Genomic DNA, 18,723 nt, shown 5'->3' on the forward strand with positions numbered 1-18,723 from the left:
GTGAGCAACGTTATCTATTTAACGCTGTCGGGAGAGCGTCAGGGGGAAATATCGTCCGGCTGTGGCACGGAAAAATCGATCGGCAACCGCTTTCAGTACCGACATGAAAACGAAATCCTTGTTTATCAGCTCTCATCCAGCAGCGTCAGCACCACAGGTGGTGCGCATCACCAGGGACTGCGCTTCACCAAGCCGCTCGATAAAAGCTCACCGCTCCTGATGGCGGCGATTAATGAAAATGAAAAGCTGCGGTTGAGCTTTGATTATTATCGGACTAACCGGTTTGGCCGTCAGGAAAAGTATTTTCATATCGAACTACGCGGCGCGTCGATTCAGGCTATATCGAGCTCAGTGACGAAGGATATGTTGGATACTGAAAGTATCAGCGTGAGTTATGATTATATTCGCAGTAAACATCTCATTGCGAATACCGAATTCAGCGATCTGGTGTTGCCGGAAAAGTATAATGAATTGTTTTCTCCCGATGAGGAAAAACAGCCTGAAAAACGGGATATTACCCTGACGCTCGGAGTATTTTTTGACGGGACCGGTAATAACGCCGTCAACACGCAAAACATGCTTGCCGCCTGTACCGCCGCGCACTTTGACCTCTCCGACCCGGACGCCGAGAGCATTCTGGCGCGTACAGCGCAGGAACAAATGGGCGTCTCCGGCACCGGAGCGACCAGCTATACCGGCGGGTACACCAATATTCACTGGTTAAATACCTTGTACAAAACGGATCTGCCCGTTGACTCAGGAATGGCGCAGGCGGCCATTTACGTTGAGGGGATCGGTACCGAGGCGGGTAAGCCGGACAGCATGATTGGGCTCAGTTTAGGCGTGGCAGATACCGGGGTGATTGCGAAGACGGATCTGGCGGTGAAGCAGATAGCAGAAGCCATAAAAGACGCATTGCGTAAGTTACAGCAGAAAATGCACGGATGCGTTATTACGGTCACATCTTTCCAGTTCGATATTTTCGGTTTCAGCCGCGGCGCGGCGGCGGCACGCCACTTCGCTAATCGAGTTCAGGCGGAGGACCGCCCTGTTATTAATGCCATTCGTCAGGGTATGAATGATTTTAAATACTCTGGTGCTCCGGCAGGAAAAACCCGGTTTATCGGTATTTTTGATACCGTCGCTGCCATCGGCACACCGCAAAACGGTCTCAATCCTCACACGGCAAACACCGGTGACGTCAATATCGTGCTGCGGCCTGGTGTGGCAGAAAAAGTATTTCATATCACGGCGCAGCATGAATGCCGCTTTAACTTCGCCCTGAACAGCGTGCAGCCCGCCTGGCCGGAGCTGGCTCTGCCCGGAGCGCACTCTGATATCGGCGGCGGTTATCTGCCCATGATGCGGGAAAACCTCTATCTGACGCGTCCGGAAGTGGAAACCGTGCCGCAGGATACCCCGCTGATGCACACGCGAGCTTACCGGCATGCTATGGAGCAGTTACCGATACTGGAATCTGGTACGGTCGTGGCACCGATCATTCACACCCATGACGTTACGGCTGACGCCTGGGAGGACACAAGGATGCCAGCCGATCCAAGAGAGGGAATGCAAAAGCGCGCGTTTGCGGCTCTGGTCATGAAAAATCGGATCGTGAAGAACGACTGGTCGAAGGTGGTGCTGCGGGTGATGATCGACGCGGCGCAGGAGGCGGGGGCTGTGTTTGACCCGATCACGAAAGAATACAGTGAACTATTTTTCCCTGCAATTCTCGCTCCTCTGAGTGAGAAAGCAATTGCATCAGCAACAGCGATACGTTCAGGCACAACTGCTAATCCCTTTACTCCGGCTGAGATCGATATTATTGCCCGGGACTATATCCACTGCTCAGCAAACTGGAACAGTATTGTTCTCGACAGAAAAGGGAAGGCGTATGGCGGGGCTTCGGTTTCAGAGACGATGGGTTTTGTTAACCGGCCGGATAAAAACTGGTACAGGACAATCTATAACATGGATGGTAATCAGAAATGAAAAACATTAAACGGCTGCTCGTCACCCTACTACTGACTATATCTGGTTGCCACCAAAGCGGTGCGACAACACCCGGAGAGACTGGCGAAATGCCTTATGGGTTGTGGGGGTTCGCTTTTTTTACACCTAAGGCGCTTCCTTCTCGAGTGACCTACGTTGGCATCATTGACAATAAAAACGTCCTCTATTCCTTCAGAAATCTTGATAACACAGAAAAGGATGACTCAAGTGTATATCGCTGGGATAAGCGATACATGCGCTTTGCACAGTTTAACAAAGCCCGCCATCCGCCTGTGGCAGTCTTGTTTTGTTGGGACTCAATTATCGATAAAAAAACCTATGAAACGCGGATAATTTTTCCAGAGTCAGTTCGGGCACAAATGATGGTATCGACAGGGTTGGATATGTTCGGAGAGAAGGCGTGGTACAGCACAATCTTATTTGGGCTCGCTCCAGAGGGTAAGGTCAGAGTCTGGCTGCAAAATAGCGGTGGTGGTGACAATTTGCCCGTAGAGCCAAAAAAAATCACCACGCTGTCAGGTGAAAAGCTGGATGGTTGCAAGGGAATGACCCTCGCAAATTTCGATTACAGCATCCCTGATGGATACTCTCAAGAGACGAAAGACTTCATCAAAGGCAAAACCTACCCCTACGGCGAGTGGTGATAACACCGCTACTTCTTCAACGGATACAAAAATATCGCCCCGCTTTGCCCGACAACCAGCTGTTGATTGCCGACATACAGCGGCTGCATCCAGATATTAATGTGCAGCAGCATATCCACCAGGCCGTCGATCATCAGCCCTTTCTGCGCCGTGCTGTAGTAGATCGGCGTGTAGGAGAAAAACAGACGGCTGTTCTGTTCGTTAATGCCGGTGAACTTCCCTTTCAGCACGAAACGGTTGTCGTTCGGGCTGGTGATGGTGGTTAAAATCGAGCCGTTGACCGTCTGCATATGCGAGTCGTAAATCTCTTTTCGGCTCGACATCAAATCGTAAAAGCCCAGCTGCAAAAAACCTTCCACATTGCTCTGCGGAATGGACGGGGTTTGCATCACCCGCAATCCTGCTACCGCGCTCGCCACCAGAAGAAAGCAAAACAGGGCCACTTTCCAGTTAAGAGCAGGTTTCCATCTCACTGATTTTTCTCCTCGTTTCTCGCAGTATCAGGTTGTTCAGTTGCGTCGGGTCGATGCGCCAGTGGTAAATCGCCATCGCCAGCTGTTTATTGTCGCAGCGGCTTTTCAGCGCGAAGGTGTAGTTCAGCGTTTGATCGACGCTCTGGTAATAGACCGTCATGGTCACGGACTGCGTCTTGATCTGCTGATTAATGGCGTAGAGCGTGTCTTTGATTTTGCTGTAAAAATCTTCTTTGCTCATTTCCAGACGGTTGGACTCGGACAGCTCATAAATACGAATATTGCTGTAAACCGCGACCTCTTGCTCCGACGCGACAATCTTCGGGCCATGACTCCCGGCGTACTGCCAGCCGGCCACGGCGCCGATGAGGATCGTCACCAGCAATATCGCCAGCGTGATCAGCGGATGCTGAAATCGGGGCCGGGCGGGTTCGACGAGGGAACCCTCGACCGGAACCGGCAGATCCGCCGGAGCAGGCTCGGCCACCATCGCGTTTTCTGGCGCGGTTTCCGCCTCTTCCGCAGCGCTATTCTCAGCGGTCGGGCTCAGCGTCGGCAGCACAAAGCCGTCGATCTCCGTTTCCGGCAGATCAATCTCTTCACTCTCTTTTTCAACGAAACGGCACCAGGCCTGTTCGAGTAAATACCCCTTTTTAGGGATCGTTTTAATAATTCTTTGCTGTTTGCCGTCGTCTTCTAACGCCGAGCGTAACGCGTGAATCGCATTCGGCAGGCTATTATTACCAATAACCCGACGTTCCCAGACCAGCGTCGTCAATTCTTCGCGGGTGAGAATTTTTCCTGCATTTTCAAGAAGTACGTCTAATAGTTTTAATTGATATTCACCGAGACGTTTTCTTTCACCTGTCACTAAACTAATGAGCGAACCAGAGGGCAAATCTACGAGCCAGTTATTGACGGTATAATATTTTTTTCTCATGGCAATTGGTGGTGAACAGCCACTCCTGAATCAATTAATCATCCGCGCAGCGTGCAGAAAAATCACACAATGCTTAATGTAAATTAATCATTAATTCCGTTTAAAATTCGTTTGAGAATTGCCGCGTGCCTGCGGAGATTATGCAAAAAACGAGCGGTATTACGACGTAATCAGGGATTTCGCTCGGCGGAAGGGTGAAGTGTCACCCATCATTTTCCGCTGTTTCCGGGATGAGATTAGGAAGTTTCTCTTCCGTGACACATTTTTACGCGATAAAAGTGTGATGTGCAACAAATTATTAAGTTAATTCTCTGCGCAGGCATTAATGAGAATCGTTAAACGTTAATAGTGATCTGTAGTTGTTTTTTATATTAACAACTTGTTCCCTTATGTGAATTCTATGTTTTATTACTTTCAGCTGGATAAAATATCGTTACATTTTGACAAGAAAAAACATTAATTATTTTTAAGTTGAATTTAAGTTAAGGAAAGCGTGTGTCGCCTTTATTTTTAATTTGCTTTGGCAATGTATGCTTTTATTCGTAAGACCAGGCTTTTTCTTATAGACGTCTTTTTAAATTTTTTTTCATCACCGATTTAATTCTCCGTTTCGCTGTGTCGTTTTACTTGAGTACCAGAGAGAAGAGCCTGACAGACAGGTTCACAAGGAGATTACTAACATGGCACTTTCTATTTTCACTAACGCGTCTTCCATGGCTTCTACTAACGCACTGAATAAATCCAACAGCATGCTGTCTACTGCGATGGAACGTCTGGGCACCGGTAAACGTATCAACTCCGCAGCGGACGATGCGGCTGGCCTGCAAATCGCTACCCGCCTGCAGGGTCAGAGCAACGGTATGGCTGTTGCACAGCGCAACATCTCTGACGCGACGGCTCTGCTGCAGACCGCAGAAGGTGCTTTCGATGAAGTGAGCAACATCATGTACCGCATGAAAGACCTCGCATCCCAGGCCGCGAACGACACTAACGGTACTGAAGACCGCGCTGCGCTGCAGTCTGAAATGGACGAGCTGAACGCTGAACTGAAGAACATTATGGGCAACACCAAATACGCAGGTGAAAACCTGTTTGGTGCATCAGGTAAGTTCAGCAAAGAGATGAACTTCCAGATCGGTGCTTCAGAGGGCGAAAACCTGAAAGTGAATGTGAAAACTGAGCTGGATAACGTGACCGGTTCCGGCGGTATGGGCGCACTGACTGCTTCTGGCGCGTTGACCACGGTATCTGGTGCACAGGCGATGATGACAAGCGTTGAAGGTGCCATCGCTGAAGTCGGTACCCTGCGTTCTAAACTGGGTGCCAACATCAACCGTCTGGGCCACACCGCGGCTAACCTGGCGAACATGAAAGACAACACCGACCTGGCCCTGGGCAACATCCGTGATGCCGACTTCGCCTCTGAAGCCTCCAGCATGACCCGTAACCAGATGCTGGCCCAAACCAGCATGTCCATGCTGAAGCAGTCCAACAGCATGTCCGGTATGGTGATGTCCCTGCTGGGCTAATCCCGACCTTTTTCAATGAAAACACCGCTGTAAGGCGGTGTTTTTGTTTGCGGCCTTTCCCCTTCCTTCCTTTTCCCATTCGGGGAAAGTTGCCTTCCCTGTAAATTGTAACTCACTGAATTAACGGCATTTAAAAACTGGCACGATGGTTGCATTAACTGAGCATGGTTTAGCAACAGGTGCGAACGGAGACAACTACTATGGCAGATTTCAGCAGCATTGATCCGACCACGCTGGCCCAGTCGCTAGCGTCCTACGACATCATGTCGATCCAAAATCAGCTGAAGACCAAAACAGCCACGATGACGTCGCAGAAAAAAGCGCTGGACGCGCTTCGCACCGCTTTGACCGATTTTCGCAGCGCCATTAAAGGGCTGAACAACGTTAATGACGGGATGTTGAAAAACGTCGCCACCGTTAACCGCGAAGGGATTGCGACCGTCACGGCCAACTCCAATGCGCAGAAAGGCACGTACAACATCGAAGTCGATCAGCTGGCGTCCGCGCATCAGATCGGCTTCGGCGATCTGACGGATGATTCCATCAAAAACGCCACCGGCACGATGGACATCACCCTTGGCGAAGGGGCGGATGCGAAAACCATCACCGTCGATATGGACAGCGTTAACAGCCTGAGCGATCTCACCAAAGCCATTAACGGCAATGAAGATAACCCAGGCGTCACGGCGTCGCTGATTCGTACCGACGGCAAAGTGACCCTGATGCTGAGCAGCGACGAAAGCGGCGAAGCAAACAAAGTCACCGTCGGCGGCACCTCGGGTTTTGATTCGGCGAATGCCAAACAGATCTCGAAAGCGGCGGACGCCAAATTCCGCATGGGTGAAATGGAGTTCACCAGCAGCAGCAACACGCTGGACAAGCTGATCGACGGGGTGTCCATCGAGCTGACGTCGAAGACCGAGGCCGACAAACCCCTGACCATCACCATCGGTACCGACACCGCCGGAACGAAAGAGCAGCTGCAGACGTTCATCACCTCCTACAACACCCTGCAGGACACGCTGCAAAAGCTGACCAAAAGCGGCAGCGGTGACGGGGAGGAGCGCGGGGCGTTTGCGGGTGATGCCACGATGGCGTCCCTCGATCGCGAGCTGAACGACGTGCTGCGCACCCAGTTTGGCGGCAAACGCATGTCCGATTTCGGTATCACGGCGGACAAAGACGGCAAGCTGGAGATCGACAGCAAAAAGCTCGACGCCGCGCTGACCGCCGACCCGCAGGCGCTGACCGGCCTGTTCAACGGTAAAGAGGGGCTGATCGCCGGGATGGATAAATCCCTCGACCGCTACCTCAACTCGACCACCGGACTGCTGAAAGGGCGTCAGGAAGTGCTCGACCGCCAGCAGAGCGATATCGACAGCAAAACAGAAGCCATGAATTCGCGGTACGACTCTTCGTATAACCGCTATCTGAAGCAATTTACCCAGTTGCAGCAGGCCATGGCGCAGATGAACAACACCATGAGTATGTTTGGTTTAGCTTAAGGGAAAGACAGTTTTTATGTACGGGAACGAACAGCAGGGCTTCGGGCATTACCAGCAATCCGACTTAGCGATTCAGGCGGCGGCAGCGAATCCGCATCAACTGGTTTTGATGCTGTTTAACGGTTTGATGGACGAACTGGTGCGCGCAAAAAGCCACATCGCCGCGCGCCGGTACGACCGCAAGGTGCAGAGCATTAATAAGTGCATCGACATTCTGAACGCACTGACCAGCGCGCTGGACTTTGACAAAGGGGGCGAGCTGGCGCTGAGCCTCGCGAACCTTTACGACTACTGCGTTTATCGCCTGTATGACGCCAGCCATAAGCTCTCCGTCGAGCATGTTGAAGAGGTGGAGGTGATCCTCAGCAACCTGCAGGACGGCTGGGAAAAAATGGGGCAGCAGAATGGATGATTTACAGGTAATGCGTTTTCTGGCGCGTTCCCTGGAGCATGCGGCCAGTCAGCACGACTGGCCGAAAATGCAGGAGGTCGATGCGCAGATCGCCGGGCTGTTGATGTCGCTGAAAGGGCAGACGCTGACGGCGGAAAAACGTGATGCACTGACGGCGCTCAAACTCGTGCATCAGCAGGTGAGTCAGTTTTGCCAGCAGCAGCGCGATGAGCTTGAGCAGAACATGGCGCGCGCACGTCGCAACCGCGAAGGGGCAAGCGCCTACGCGCAGTTTGCCGATGCGGGAGAGATCTGATGAATCTGCTGCTCTCGCAACTGACGCCGACGCCCGCCACCACCGAGTCGGGCGCGATTGCCCCGGCGCTGCCTGGAACGGAAACCCCCGCGTTAACGCTGCCGGGAACGCCTTCCGGTGAGTCGACGCCCGTGGCGTTTAACGATGCGCTGCTCAACATCATCAATACCCTGATGGGCGGGGAGCAGACGCGCGACACCACCATGGTGCTGGCGGGTCTGGACACCGACGAGGATGACGACACGGCGACGGAGACCACCGACAGCAACCTGCCGACGCCGGACGCCACCACGCCTCCGCAGGCGTTGCTGGATACGCTGCTGATGGCAAGCCTGATGCCGGTCAAAACGCTGAATGCTACGTCAGCTACACCGCAAACCGGGGAAGCGCTGAAGATGCAGACGCTGTCGGCGGGGCATTCGCCTCTGAGCAACGCGTTATCGCTCACGCCGCAAACGCCTGCGCCGGTCAGCGTGACGCCGGAACCGGCGGCTGATCTCGCCAAACCGCTGGCGGCTGACGTGGTGAAAACCCTGGCAGAGGTACTGCCCGGTGCAGGGCAACCGGCGGCAGCCGGGCAGACGTTTTCGACGGTAATGGATAAGCAAACGGTCCATCTGCCGCCGGTCAAACTGGACGCGGACGAAACCAAATGGGCGCAACAGCTGCACAGCGCCCTTAACGATCGTCTGCAGATCCAGGTCAAAAACCAGGTGCAGCACGCCACCATCCGCCTCGATCCGCCGGAGATGGGCAAAGTGGATATTTCGCTGCAAATCGAAAATGGCCGCATGCAGGTGCACATCAGCGCCAGCAACAGCGAGACGGTGCGCGCGCTCCAGCAGATCAGCAACGAGCTGCGCCAGAGCCTGACGGAGCAAAACTTCGTCCAGGTGAACGTGCAGGTTTCCGCCCAGTCCGGACAGCAGCAGGGACGCGGACAACAGCTGCCAGCTCAGGCGGACAGGCCTGATGCAGGAGCAGAGATTGCCGCAGAGGACGCTCAATCCCCTGACGGTAAAGACGATTCGGTATTACTTACGGTTTAAATATGACAATTAAAACTTTTTCTTTAGGGCTGGTGATCGCCCTGATTGCCGCCACTTTCGCCGCCGTACTGACCGTCATGGGCACGCACATGCTCAGCCAGGACGAGCATAAACGCTCCATCATCACCGACCTGTTCAGCTCGTCGAAAGAGAGCGTGGTGGAATTTGTTGAAATCAAAAACGTGGTCGTGACCCTAAAAAGCCCCGGCGATTCCGAGCGCTATTTGCTGCTTGAGCTGGCCCTGACCACCGATTCTGCCGCTGATACCAGCCGCGCGGAAGAGATGTCTCCGGCCATTCGCGGTGCGACGGTCAATGCCCTGTCGGCGATGAACTACGACGCCGTGCGTGAAATGAGCGTGGAATCCCTGCGCGACACGTTGATGAATGCCTACACGGCGCGCTTTGAAAGCCTGAATACGCGCATGCCGTTCAAAGACGTGATCATCAGCAAAATGGTTTTCCAGTAATCAACGGTAGTCGACTGACATGATGGATTTTATTGCGGATGACGCGCTGACCCCGGCTGACGAAGCAAAGTACGTCAACGCGTACCTGCCGCTGGTCCACCGGGTGGTGAAGCAGCTCTCCTGGCAAACCAGCAGCGTGATGGACAAAGAAGACATGGAGCAGATCGCCCTGATGGGTCTGCTGACGTCGCTGCGTCGCTACGGTCATCCCGACGAGCAGTTTGGTGCCTACGCCGCCCAGCGCGTGCGCGGCGCGGTGCTGGATGAGCTGCGCGAGCTGGACTGGCGTCCTCGCCGGCTGCGCCAGAAGAGCCACAAGATCAACGATGCGATCCGCGAAATCACCCGCAAGCTGGGGCGCACGCCGACGTTTGAAGATCTTAGCGAGCATCTGTCCATCACCGCCGACGAATACCACGAGTATTTACTGCTGGATTGCGCCAGAACGCTGGAAAGTCTCGACGAATTATTAGGTGAGGATGCGCTACCCGGCACCCTCAACACCCGCTCGCTGGAGGACGAAATGGTCACCAGCGGCACCTTAAAGGCTGCGCTGGCGAGCCTTGATGAGCGCGAACAACTGATTCTGACGCTCTATTACCAGCAGGAAATGAGTCTGAAAGAAATCGCGCTGGTTCTCGATCTGACCGAGGCGCGCGTCTGCCAGCTTAATAAAAAGATCGCTCAAAAGATCCAGTGTTTTTTCCAGAAGTGAAAGGTATATGCAAAAGTTTCTCGGTATTTTCATTATTTTCGCCTGCGTCGTCGGCGGTTTTCTTATGTCCGGTGGACGCCTCGCCTCGTTCTGGCAGCCCGGTGAAATCATCATTATTCTGGGTGCCGGCCTCGGCGCGATGGTGCTCGCCAACCCACGCCCGGTGCTGGCAGAGATGTATCGCCAGTTTCGCGGCATTATGCGCAAAAACGAGTACACGGATGAGTATCAGCGTCAGCTGTTAATGCTGCTGTTTGAACTGCTGGAGCTGGTGCAGGACGGCGGTCTGAAGGTGCTGGACGCGCACATCGAAGTGCCGGAAAGCAGCCCGCTGTTCCAGAAATACCCGCTGATCCTGCAGAACAAAGCGCTGATCACCTTTATCTCGGACAACTTCCGTCTGATGGCGATGGGCAAGATCAACGAACACGAGCTGGAAGGGATTCTGGAGCAGGAGCTGGTGGCGATGGAAGAGAACCTTCTTCAGCCGTCCCGCTCCCTGCAACGTACCGCAGAGGCGATGCCGGGCTTCGGGATCTGCGCCGCGGTTCTCGGGATTATCATCACCATGCAGTCCATCGACGGCTCCATCGCGGTGATCGGCGTGAAAGTGGCGGCGGCGCTGGTCGGGACCTTCCTCGGCGTCTTCTTCTGCTACTGCCTGATGGACCCGGTGGCGAACGCCATGGAGCAGAACACCAAAAAGCAGCTCGCAGTGATCGAATGCGTGCGTACCGTGCTGGTGAATCACGTGGCGGGCAAACCGACGCTGCTGGCGGTGGATGCCGGACGCAAAATGCTGCCGCTCGATTCCAAGCCGACCTTCGCCACCCTCGACGGCTGGGTCAACCAGATGACGGGTGAATCCTGATGCGCGGCACTCGCGGAAAAGAACATACCACCATCATCAAACGCTCCTCGCGCAAAAGCCATGACACCTTTCATGGCGGAGCGTGGAAGGTGGCCTTCGCTGACTTTACCCTGGCGATGATGGCGCTGTTTATGGTGCTGTGGATCATGGGGTCGGTGACGGAGGAGGAGCGCAAAGAGATCGTCTCTCAGCTTAACGGCGAGTCGATTTTTGAGGGCCACTCCCTGACGCCGATCACTCAGCCGAACGGCAGCGGCGGCAAAATTGCGGTCACGGAAAAACGCGATCGCGAGACGAAAAACGCGAAGTCAGAGAAGCCGATGACCGTCCAGGCGGGGCTGAAAGGCGACAGTCTGGAGGACGTGAATAAACGTTCTCAGAAAGAGATCGAAGATCTGGCGCGCATCATCATGAAGATCACCTCGGCCTACGATGCCCAGTCGAACCTGAAAATGGAGATCGTTCCGCAGGGGCTGCGGATCCTGATCACCGACGATCAGAAGCGCGAGATGTTCCAGCGCAGCAGCGCGATCCTGACGCCGTTCTTCACCCGTCTGCTGACGGAGTTCGCCCCGGCGCTCAATAAGATCGACAACAAAATCATTATTACCGGCCACACGGACGCCACACGTTTCCGCGACCAGGATCTCTACAACAACTGGAACCTGTCCGGGGAGCGTGCGATGCAGGCGCGCAAAGTCCTGACCAGAGCTGGCCTGGAGCCGGGCAAAATTTTGCAGGTGAGTGGGATGGCCGACCAGATGCTGATCGACCCCCAGAATCCGCTCAGCTCTTCGAACCGCCGCATTGAAATCATGGTGCTGACCCACTCGGCGAGCGAATCGCTTTACCAGTTCTTTGGTCAGCACGGCGAGAAAGTGATCAAGCCGATTATCGATAAAATCTCAAAGAAATAACGATGTTGACCCTCATTACACTCCAGACCCTACGCCGCGTGGCGCTTGTCGCCGCGCTGATGGTGGCTGGAACCCTACATGTCGAAGCCGCCCCGCGCCGTGAGTCGGTCACAGACGAAGAGAGCGCCGCCAAAACGCGCATGCGCAACCGCGAAGCGCTGCTGAAAAAAGCGCGTACCCGCATCGCCGTGGTGCCGGTGACGCCGGAGCAAAAGCGCAAGCAGAGCGAGGCGAAGCGCCTTGAGCGCGTGCAAAACCGCGAACAGCTGGCGATGCACAAGCGCTGGCAGCCCGGCAAACTCTCGACAGATATGATCTGGGAGCCGCTGCCCGGCGAGAAGATGAGCCCGCGCCTGCAGGCCTCGCTGAAAAAAGTGATTCAGCTGCTGCAACAGCAGATCGGCAAACCTTACGTCTGGGGCGGCCAGACGCCGGAGCAGGGCTTTGATTGCAGCGGCCTGGTGTTCTACGCCTTCACGCCGGTGCTGAGCCGCAACCTGCCGCGCACCGCCAACGGCATGTATCAGGATCGCACCCTGCGCCAGATTAAGCAGGACAAATTACGCCGCGGCGATCTGGTGTTCTTTAACATCAACCAGCGTCCCGGCGCGGATCACGTCGGCGTCTATCTCGGGGACGGCAAATTTATCGAAGCCCCGCGCACCGGCCTGAATATTCGCATTAGCCAGCTTTCTGACAACTTCTGGCAGGACCACTATCTCGGTGCCCGCCGCCTCTTAACTGACGAAGCCGTGCTCTGACCCGGCCCCATTTTTCAGAACGATTGAGAACAAATCCATGACCCAGACGTGTAAAAAATTCGCCATCGACGACGGCTCCACCAATGTAAAAATCAGCTGGATTGAAAACGGCACCCTCAAAACCGTGGTCTCGCCGAACTCCTTCCGCAAAGACTGGAAAAGCGCGGCGCTGCTGCGCGGCCAGGCGGTGCATAACTACACCATCGGCACCACCAAATACACCTACGACGCCACCTCGGATAAAGCGCTCTCCACCACCCACATCGACTACCAGTACGACGATTTGAACCTGCTGGCGGTGCATCACGCCCTGCTGCAGACCGGGATGACGCCGTGCGATGTGGAGGTGATTGTGACCCTGCCGATCACCCAGTTCTACAAGCCGGACGACTGCCAGCGTAATGAAGAGCGCATCGAAGCGAAGCGCCAGAACCTGATGCGCGACATCTCCCTGAACAAAGGCGAGTTGTTCCGCATCGTGGACGTGCAGGTGATGCCGGAAAGCCTACCTGCGGCGCTGTCCCATCTGCTCAACTCGAACGTGAATGAATTTACCAAATCACTGGTGATCGACTGCGGCGGAACCACCCTCGACATGGGCGTGGTGATTGGCGAATTCGATGATGTGTCGGCCATCTACGGCAACAACGAAATCGGCGTGGCGATGGTGACGGACGCGACGCGCAAGCTGCTGGCCGCCGCCGACAGCGACTCCAGCTATCTGGTGGCCAACGAGCTGATCAAGCGCCGTCACGATCTGAATTTCGTGAAAAGCGTGATTAACGACGAATCGCGCATCGACGAGATCCTCGAAAAGATTGAGATCAAAATTCAGGAGCTGGGCGATCAGGTCGCTTACGAAGCGAAAAAATTCGCCAAGAACCCGAACCGCGTTTACCTGGTGGGCGGCGGCGCGCATCTGATCGAAGGGGCGATTCGTGAAGTCTACGCCACGCTCGGCGATCGCGTGGTGAGCATTGAAAACCCGCAGAGCGCCCTGTCGCGCGAGATCTGCCTCTACCACTCTGACGCCGGTGCCCAGGCGGTGGACGAACCCTTAATGGCCGAGGTGGGTGACGATGCGTAAGGGACAGATTCGCCGCGTCAATCTGTCCCTGCACCTGACGCCAGACCAGTCGCGCGCGGATCTGCGCGCGATGCAGCAGCTGCAAGCCTGGCATCAGTCCATGGATAAAGCGGCCAGCATTGACGATACCAATATGGAGATCCGTACTTTCCATCGGAACGTCTATCTGGCGGGCCTGCAGCTGCACCTGATGGACCCGGCAGCGTGTCGCCATGTGGCGGAATCGTTGGGGCGCGAAGAATTGACGCTCGCGGAGCTGCTCGGAGAATTGATGCCGCAGACCGTGGATGATTCATCCAATGAACAGATGGCGCAGTTGCAAAAGATTCACGCGGAAATCGCCGCGTTAAAACCGCTGATGGAACAGCAAAAGCTGGCGTTACAGCAGTTACGTTTGGCCGGAAAAACGGCTGGTTCGCCAGAGCCTGAGCGCGTAGCGAGTGGGGCAGAGGAGCGGGATTTGAGCGAGGTGGATGCCCCGACGGAGAAGATGAAGAAGGTGCGGGCGAAGGGGATATTTTGAGTGGGCTGTTGCCCTCACCCCTCACCCCGGCCCTCTCCCCAAAGGGGCGAGGGGGAAAAGACAGCTCCGTGCGATCCCCTCTCCCCTATGGGGAGAGGGTTAGGGTGAGGGTGAGGGGTGAAGTCACCAGACCGCACAATTAAATCAGGTAATCACCATCGGCCAGTCAGGCGGTGTATGGCTCATCGCCTCAATCATCACCACTTTCATATTGCTCCAGATCGTCGCCACATCCACCATCGTAATGCCGAGCAAACCCATCGCAAACCAGCATGCCGCGCCGAGACCCAGCAGGGTGCTGATCACAGCCAGCCCCGCGAAATCAGCTTTACGTAATTGAATGTTCAACGTGCTGGCTAAAAACATCAAAACCGCACTCAACAACGGCCAGCGCAGTAAAACCATGCTGGTGGTAATGGTCGCCATAAAACCGATCCTCGAATAGCTGACGGACAACAATGAAACAGTGTTTCGCGTTACAAAATATGTGTGAACTATATCACATTTGTTCTTTTATTCGCCAGCCTTGTTGCCGCAAAAATGTGCGGTTTCTAACCAATCGAAGGAAAATAATGGGTATGCAGAATATATCTTTGCAGGCTAATAGTGATTTACAGAGGGTGTTTATAAGGAATTCATTAAGATAGAAAAGTCTCTACAGGCTGGAAGGGTCTGTACAATATTTACAGTATTAAACCTATAGCTTATGCTTGAACGGATAATTAAATATACACAATTAATAATTCAGGCTACTGAATTCATTGCTTTTTATTCTCTGGTGTCACTTATTATTCACACACACATGCAATTCTGTACATAGTTATGCGATACCTGGAATAAATTGTCTCAATGAGATTATTCGAATCCTGAGTTATTCGTTGCGCCTGGTTTCTATGAATCAATGACCTGCGAATAAATCTGATGAAAGAGACATGCCGCGAAATTGTTAACGACAGCATGCAGGCTTTGCATGCTTTAGCAAAACTGATGCCGCTGTTAACGTCCCAATGCTCCCTGACGGAGATGCTGGAGACGATCAATCGCTCGCTGGGGTCGGCGCTGGCGTGGGTCAGCGTGGATGACGACCGGGGCCTGCCGCGCGTGGTCTGTGCGGGGGACGTGACTTGCCACTCGTTTGAAGTCACCGATTTTCTCGCCAGCACTCTGATGCAGCGTCATCACCGTTCGTGGCGCGCGATTTACTGGAAAGAGAATATTGGCCGCTCGATATTTACCGCTCAGCATCCGGGTTATTCGCAATTACAAAGCGGCGTGCTGTGCAAACTCTCTTCCCGTGACGGAAGCTGCAACGGCTATTTCTTCCTGGGATTTTCGCAACGATTATGTGCCTTACCGACGCTGAAAAATGTGGTGGTGGTGCTGGTTGAAAAATTAAAAGATTATTTCGCCGAAATGATCTCCCGCGAAAGAACGGCGAAAGAGATGCAGCTGGTGGTGACGCAATATAAAACGTTATTTGAACGTGCCCCGGTATTAATGAACTCCTTCGACAGGCGTAATCGCTGTGTGCTGTGGAACGTCGAGTGCGAAAAAGTATTTGGCTGGAGTATGGCTGAAATTAATTTACACCCCGATCCGCTGGCGCTGTTTTATCCCGATCCGGAAGTCCGACGGCGGGTGCGTGATTCCGTGAATGTCTCGCCCCTCAAGGACATGTACGAGTGGCGGCCCATCAGAAAAGATGGCACGCAGCTTACGATCCTGTGGTCAAATATTCTGCTGCCTGATGGCTCTATTTTGAATATAGGGCTGGATATTACCGAGCGTAAAAAGGCGGAGGAGCAACTGGCGCTGAAAGCCACCACCGACGATCTGACCGGATGCTTTAATCGGTCGGCTATTTTGCAGCAGCTTCAGGCCGTGATGGAACGCAATCAAAGCTATTTTTGCGTGTTAATGTTTGACCTGGATTATTTCAAGCAGATTAACGATGAGTGGGGCCATCAGGTGGGAGATGCCGCTCTGGTGCATTTTTGCGATCGTCTGCGTGAACTGAGTCCGACGCATGCGGCGCTGGGCCGGGTTGGCGGCGAGGAGTTTTTACTTCTATTATCAGAGACAGATTGTGATGCGGCGATGGCGCTCTCATCAAATTTACGCGCCATCCTGCTGGAAAGGCCGATGCTGGTTGGAGACAAATCGCTGATACTCTCCTTTAGTGCCGGGGTGGTGGAAGTGGGCTGCGGGCATCGCGATACCTCTTCACTCCTGACGCGCGCCGACAAAGCGTTATATGACGCCAAACGAAGTGGAAGAGGGAAAACGGTGATCGCAATTGATTATTTATAAATCAATGCGCCCTTGCTGTGTTATCTTAAAACTCATCATTACGTTTTGATATTTATTATCCTTAATAAAAATCGAACCCATTCTTTAAGTTTGGCTTACGGGCAAATATTATCGTCATAACCAAATATTGGGTTTCTGATGATAAAAGTCAGTTGCTAACTTCGCATGATTCATGCAACGTAATCACCTGTTTATCAAAGCATCCGGCCTTCATTACTACAGGCACACATCATGCAGGGATATAGGGCGGAAATGAATCGTAGCGCACGGCGCAAGGTGCTGAGGGTCGTCGGGATCATCATGGTAGTTTCACTACCGGTGATGCTTGCGCTATGGTTTGCACAGCTCAGAGCCGTCACCGAAACAAGTAGTCAGCTACGTTCTTTTGCACAACTTGCTTTAGATAAAACTGAACTGGTTATTGGGCAAGTTGATTTAGCTCGCGACGCTGCCGAAAAATATCAGGGCGAAGTTTGTTCACCTGCCCATCGGCAATATATGTTGAACGTGGTGCGTGGCCGTCTGTATGTGTCCGATTTAATTTATGCCGAAGGTCAGCAGTTTCTTTGCTCCACGGTGATGATGCCTGATAAGCCTTATCTGATACCTACTGCAAATTACAAACGTAAACCCGACGTCTCTATCTATTATTTCCGCGATACGCCATTTTATGCCGGTTTTAAAATGACATATATGCAGCGCGGGAATTATGTCGTGGTGGTCAATCCGCTCTCCTACAGCGAAGTGATGTCGACGGATCATTCTCTGGCCTGGGGCGTATTTGATACGGTCACCAATGCCTTCTTTTCCGCCAGTCCACAGGCCGATATTTCGTTATTACATACGCTTGTCGGAAATGTGAACGAGCCATTCCAGAAAAATGACCGTTTTTACACCATCGTCAATTCGACGAAACGACCTATTGCCGCCATTGTTTCCACCTCGAACACCCGCTTTTATGAAATTCTTTATCACCAGGCCACATTGACCCTGCCGCTGGGAATGATTTGCAGCATTATTATTTTGCTGGTCTGGTCGCGCACGCACCGCGAATTTAATTCGCCAGGGCGCTTATTGCACCGCGCGCTCAATAAGCGCCAGCTCTGCGTTCACTATCAGCCGATCATTGATATTAAAAATAATCGCTGCGTGGGTGCCGAAGCGCTGCTGCGCTGGCCGGGGTTTAACGGCCCGGTGATGAGCCCGGCGGAGTTTATTCCGCTGGCGGAAAAAGAGGGAATGATCGAGCGTATTACCGATTATGTCGTCGAGGAAGTGTTTAACGATCTCGGGGAATTTTTGGGCAACAATCCGCACTTGTATATTTCGATTAACCTGTCGGCGTCGGATTTCCACTCGTCGCGTCTGATTGCCCTTATCTCGGATAAAGCGCAGCAGTACGCGGTGCGGGCGCAGCAGATTAAAATTGAAGTGACGGAGCGCGGGTTCATCGATGTGCCGAAAACTACGCCAGTGATCCAGGCGTTCCGCCAGGCGGGTTATGAGGTGGCGATCGATGATTTCGGCACCGGTTATTCGAACCTGCATAACCTCTATTCGCTCAACGTCGATATCCTGAAAATCGATAAGTCGTTTATCGATACCCTGACCACCAACAGCACCAGCCACCTGATTGCCGAGCACATCATTGAGATGGCCCAGAGCCTGCGGTTGAAAACCATTGCGGAAGGGGTGGAGACGGCGGAGCAGGTGACCTGGCTGCTGAAACGCGGCGTGCAATATTGTCAGGGCTGGCACTTTGCGAAGGCAATGCCGCCGCAGGAATTTATGACCTGGCAGCAACAGCCTGTCGGCGTGCTGATCCCGCGCACGAGTTAATTCAGCTGGTGGCGGTAATCGCTCGGGGTGCGGTCGAACTCACGACGAAATACCCGAGAAAAGGTCTGCTGCGAGACATACCCCAAATCCATGGCGATATCAAAAATCGGACGCTTGGTGGTGCGCAGAGCCTGTGCGGCCAGCAATAACCGACGCTGACGGATGTAATCCCCGAGCGTCTGATGCATCACGGTGCGGAACATCCGCTGCAGATACCACTTCGAATAGCCCGACTTTTTAGCGACAGCGTCAATATTTAACGGTTGGTCGATATGCTCATCAATCCATTCAATCAATGTCTGAATAATTTGCTGATGCGACATAAGGTTGCCCCTCTTTAGATACAACTTTCTCTGTTGATTCGTCGTTT

Annotated in this window: 20 protein-coding genes; 16 read left to right on the forward strand and 4 right to left on the reverse strand. The window is 53.5% G+C overall.

Annotated elements, in window-relative coordinates:
- On the forward strand, positions 1-1,992 hold the full coding sequence (locus AC3WS9_RS01735; protein WP_492486355.1) for an Hcp family type VI secretion system effector: 1,992 nt from the start codon (positions 1-3) through the stop codon (positions 1,990-1,992).
- Complete coding sequence (locus AC3WS9_RS01740) at positions 1,989-2,657, forward strand: DUF2931 family protein (RefSeq protein WP_492486357.1); 669 nt, start codon at positions 1,989-1,991, stop codon at positions 2,655-2,657. The genes AC3WS9_RS01735 and AC3WS9_RS01740 overlap by 4 nt, the downstream gene beginning before the upstream one ends.
- A gap of 8 nt (positions 2,658-2,665) precedes the next feature.
- Here AC3WS9_RS01740 and AC3WS9_RS01745 read toward each other — a convergent pair whose 3' ends face one another.
- Both AC3WS9_RS01745 and AC3WS9_RS01750 read right to left on the reverse strand, forming a co-directional pair.
- Positions 2,666-3,130 carry a hypothetical protein gene (locus tag AC3WS9_RS01745; RefSeq protein WP_282494766.1) on the reverse strand — a complete coding sequence of 155 codons (465 nt, stop codon included), beginning with the start codon at positions 3,128-3,130 and terminating at the stop codon, positions 2,666-2,668.
- The gene (locus AC3WS9_RS01750) at positions 3,108-4,070 is read right to left on the reverse strand and encodes a winged helix-turn-helix domain-containing protein (protein WP_492486359.1); all 963 of its coding nucleotides are present in this window, start codon (positions 4,068-4,070) and stop codon (positions 3,108-3,110) included. The genes AC3WS9_RS01745 and AC3WS9_RS01750 overlap by 23 nt, the downstream gene beginning before the upstream one ends.
- Positions 4,071-4,750: 680 nt before the next feature.
- Here AC3WS9_RS01750 and AC3WS9_RS01755 point away from each other — a divergent pair.
- From AC3WS9_RS01755 to AC3WS9_RS01810, 12 genes are all read left to right on the forward strand, one after another.
- Positions 4,751-5,599 (forward strand): flagellin N-terminal helical domain-containing protein, encoded by an 849-nt coding sequence (locus AC3WS9_RS01755; RefSeq protein ID WP_285145592.1) that lies wholly within the window; start codon positions 4,751-4,753, stop codon positions 5,597-5,599.
- Positions 5,600-5,799: 200 nt separating this feature from the next.
- Positions 5,800-7,104, forward strand: a complete 1,305-nt coding sequence (gene fliD / locus AC3WS9_RS01760; RefSeq protein WP_282494763.1) for a flagellar filament capping protein FliD — start codon at positions 5,800-5,802, stop codon at positions 7,102-7,104.
- Positions 7,105-7,120: 16 nt separating this feature from the next.
- Positions 7,121-7,516 (forward strand): flagellar export chaperone FliS, encoded by a 396-nt coding sequence (gene fliS / locus AC3WS9_RS01765; RefSeq protein ID WP_095280392.1) that lies wholly within the window; start codon positions 7,121-7,123, stop codon positions 7,514-7,516.
- Positions 7,509-7,811 carry a flagellar protein FliT gene (gene fliT, locus AC3WS9_RS01770; protein WP_282494762.1) on the forward strand — a complete coding sequence of 101 codons (303 nt, stop codon included), beginning with the start codon at positions 7,509-7,511 and terminating at the stop codon, positions 7,809-7,811. The genes fliS and fliT overlap by 8 nt, the downstream gene beginning before the upstream one ends.
- On the forward strand, positions 7,811-8,860 hold the full coding sequence (locus AC3WS9_RS01775) for a flagellar hook-length control protein FliK (RefSeq protein WP_492486363.1): 1,050 nt from the start codon (positions 7,811-7,813) through the stop codon (positions 8,858-8,860). The genes fliT and AC3WS9_RS01775 overlap by 1 nt, the downstream gene beginning before the upstream one ends.
- A gap of 2 nt (positions 8,861-8,862) precedes the next feature.
- Positions 8,863-9,330, forward strand: a complete 468-nt coding sequence (locus AC3WS9_RS01780) for a flagellar basal body-associated FliL family protein (RefSeq protein ID WP_282494760.1) — start codon at positions 8,863-8,865, stop codon at positions 9,328-9,330.
- A gap of 22 nt (positions 9,331-9,352) precedes the next feature.
- Positions 9,353-10,045, forward strand: a complete 693-nt coding sequence (locus tag AC3WS9_RS01785; RefSeq protein WP_282494861.1) for a FliA/WhiG family RNA polymerase sigma factor — start codon at positions 9,353-9,355, stop codon at positions 10,043-10,045.
- A gap of 7 nt (positions 10,046-10,052) precedes the next feature.
- Entirely contained in the window at positions 10,053-10,916 is an 864-nt protein-coding gene (gene motA, locus AC3WS9_RS01790) for a flagellar motor stator protein MotA (protein WP_100777999.1), read from the forward strand.
- Entirely contained in the window at positions 10,916-11,833 is a 918-nt protein-coding gene (gene lafU / locus AC3WS9_RS01795) for a putative lateral flagellar export/assembly protein LafU (RefSeq protein ID WP_282494759.1), read from the forward strand. The genes motA and lafU overlap by 1 nt, the downstream gene beginning before the upstream one ends.
- A gap of 2 nt (positions 11,834-11,835) precedes the next feature.
- A complete protein-coding gene (locus AC3WS9_RS01800) occupies positions 11,836-12,594 on the forward strand; it encodes a C40 family peptidase (protein ID WP_282494758.1) in 759 nt (252 codons plus the stop codon).
- A 37-nt stretch (positions 12,595-12,631) separates the two neighbouring features.
- Entirely contained in the window at positions 12,632-13,681 is a 1,050-nt protein-coding gene (parM, locus tag AC3WS9_RS01805) for a plasmid segregation protein ParM domain-containing protein (RefSeq protein WP_285145596.1), read from the forward strand.
- Positions 13,674-14,204, forward strand: a complete 531-nt coding sequence (locus AC3WS9_RS01810) for a hypothetical protein (protein ID WP_492486367.1) — start codon at positions 13,674-13,676, stop codon at positions 14,202-14,204. Before parM ends, AC3WS9_RS01810 begins: the two co-directional genes overlap by 8 nt.
- 144 nt (positions 14,205-14,348) lie before the next feature.
- Here AC3WS9_RS01810 and AC3WS9_RS01815 read toward each other — a convergent pair whose 3' ends face one another.
- Positions 14,349-14,630: a YjcB family protein gene (locus AC3WS9_RS01815; protein ID WP_282494755.1), complete on the reverse strand. Its 282-nt coding sequence runs from the start codon at positions 14,628-14,630 to the stop codon at positions 14,349-14,351.
- A 495-nt stretch (positions 14,631-15,125) separates the two neighbouring features.
- Between AC3WS9_RS01815 and AC3WS9_RS01820 the strand changes: the two genes are divergently transcribed.
- The gene (locus AC3WS9_RS01820) at positions 15,126-16,514 is read left to right on the forward strand and encodes a sensor domain-containing diguanylate cyclase (protein ID WP_282494754.1); all 1,389 of its coding nucleotides are present in this window, start codon (positions 15,126-15,128) and stop codon (positions 16,512-16,514) included.
- Positions 16,515-16,766: 252 nt separating this feature from the next.
- Positions 16,767-18,353, forward strand: coding sequence for an EAL domain-containing protein (locus AC3WS9_RS01825; RefSeq protein WP_282494753.1), 1,587 nt, complete (start codon positions 16,767-16,769; stop codon positions 18,351-18,353).
- Here AC3WS9_RS01825 and soxS read toward each other — a convergent pair.
- Positions 18,350-18,676 (reverse strand): superoxide response transcriptional regulator SoxS, encoded by a 327-nt coding sequence (gene soxS / locus AC3WS9_RS01830; protein WP_100777992.1) that lies wholly within the window; start codon positions 18,674-18,676, stop codon positions 18,350-18,352. The genes AC3WS9_RS01825 and soxS overlap by 4 nt on opposite strands.
- Positions 18,677-18,723: the final 47 nt, after the last annotated feature.

This window comes from Lelliottia sp. EB106-05-01-XG201 (assembly GCF_058791735.1).

Excerpts from the sequence above, each read along its gene's own strand:
- fliD (WP_282494763.1), top strand. The coding sequence starts at position 5,800 with ATGGCAGATTTCAGCAGCATTGATCCGACCACGCTGGCCCAGTCGCTA.
- parM (WP_285145596.1), top strand. The coding sequence starts at position 12,632 with ATGACCCAGACGTGTAAAAAATTCGCCATCGACGACGGCTCCACCAAT.
- AC3WS9_RS01825 (WP_282494753.1), top strand. The coding sequence starts at position 16,767 with ATGAATCGTAGCGCACGGCGCAAGGTGCTGAGGGTCGTCGGGATCATC.
- AC3WS9_RS01755 (WP_285145592.1), top strand. The coding sequence starts at position 4,751 with ATGGCACTTTCTATTTTCACTAACGCGTCTTCCATGGCTTCTACTAAC.
- AC3WS9_RS01775 (WP_492486363.1), top strand. The coding sequence starts at position 7,811 with ATGAATCTGCTGCTCTCGCAACTGACGCCGACGCCCGCCACCACCGAG.
- soxS (WP_100777992.1), bottom strand. The coding sequence starts at position 18,676 with ATGTCGCATCAGCAAATTATTCAGACATTGATTGAATGGATTGATGAG.
- AC3WS9_RS01785 (WP_282494861.1), top strand. The coding sequence starts at position 9,353 with ATGGATTTTATTGCGGATGACGCGCTGACCCCGGCTGACGAAGCAAAG.
- AC3WS9_RS01810 (WP_492486367.1), top strand. The coding sequence starts at position 13,674 with ATGCGTAAGGGACAGATTCGCCGCGTCAATCTGTCCCTGCACCTGACG.
- motA (WP_100777999.1), top strand. The coding sequence starts at position 10,053 with ATGCAAAAGTTTCTCGGTATTTTCATTATTTTCGCCTGCGTCGTCGGC.
- lafU (WP_282494759.1), top strand. The coding sequence starts at position 10,916 with ATGCGCGGCACTCGCGGAAAAGAACATACCACCATCATCAAACGCTCC.
- AC3WS9_RS01740 (WP_492486357.1), top strand. The coding sequence starts at position 1,989 with ATGAAAAACATTAAACGGCTGCTCGTCACCCTACTACTGACTATATCT.
- fliS (WP_095280392.1), top strand. The coding sequence starts at position 7,121 with ATGTACGGGAACGAACAGCAGGGCTTCGGGCATTACCAGCAATCCGAC.
- fliT (WP_282494762.1), top strand. The coding sequence starts at position 7,509 with ATGGATGATTTACAGGTAATGCGTTTTCTGGCGCGTTCCCTGGAGCAT.
- AC3WS9_RS01800 (WP_282494758.1), top strand. The coding sequence starts at position 11,836 with ATGTTGACCCTCATTACACTCCAGACCCTACGCCGCGTGGCGCTTGTC.
- AC3WS9_RS01815 (WP_282494755.1), bottom strand. The coding sequence starts at position 14,630 with ATGGCGACCATTACCACCAGCATGGTTTTACTGCGCTGGCCGTTGTTG.
- AC3WS9_RS01750 (WP_492486359.1), bottom strand. The coding sequence starts at position 4,070 with ATGAGAAAAAAATATTATACCGTCAATAACTGGCTCGTAGATTTGCCC.
- AC3WS9_RS01780 (WP_282494760.1), top strand. The coding sequence starts at position 8,863 with ATGACAATTAAAACTTTTTCTTTAGGGCTGGTGATCGCCCTGATTGCC.
- AC3WS9_RS01820 (WP_282494754.1), top strand. The coding sequence starts at position 15,126 with ATGAAAGAGACATGCCGCGAAATTGTTAACGACAGCATGCAGGCTTTG.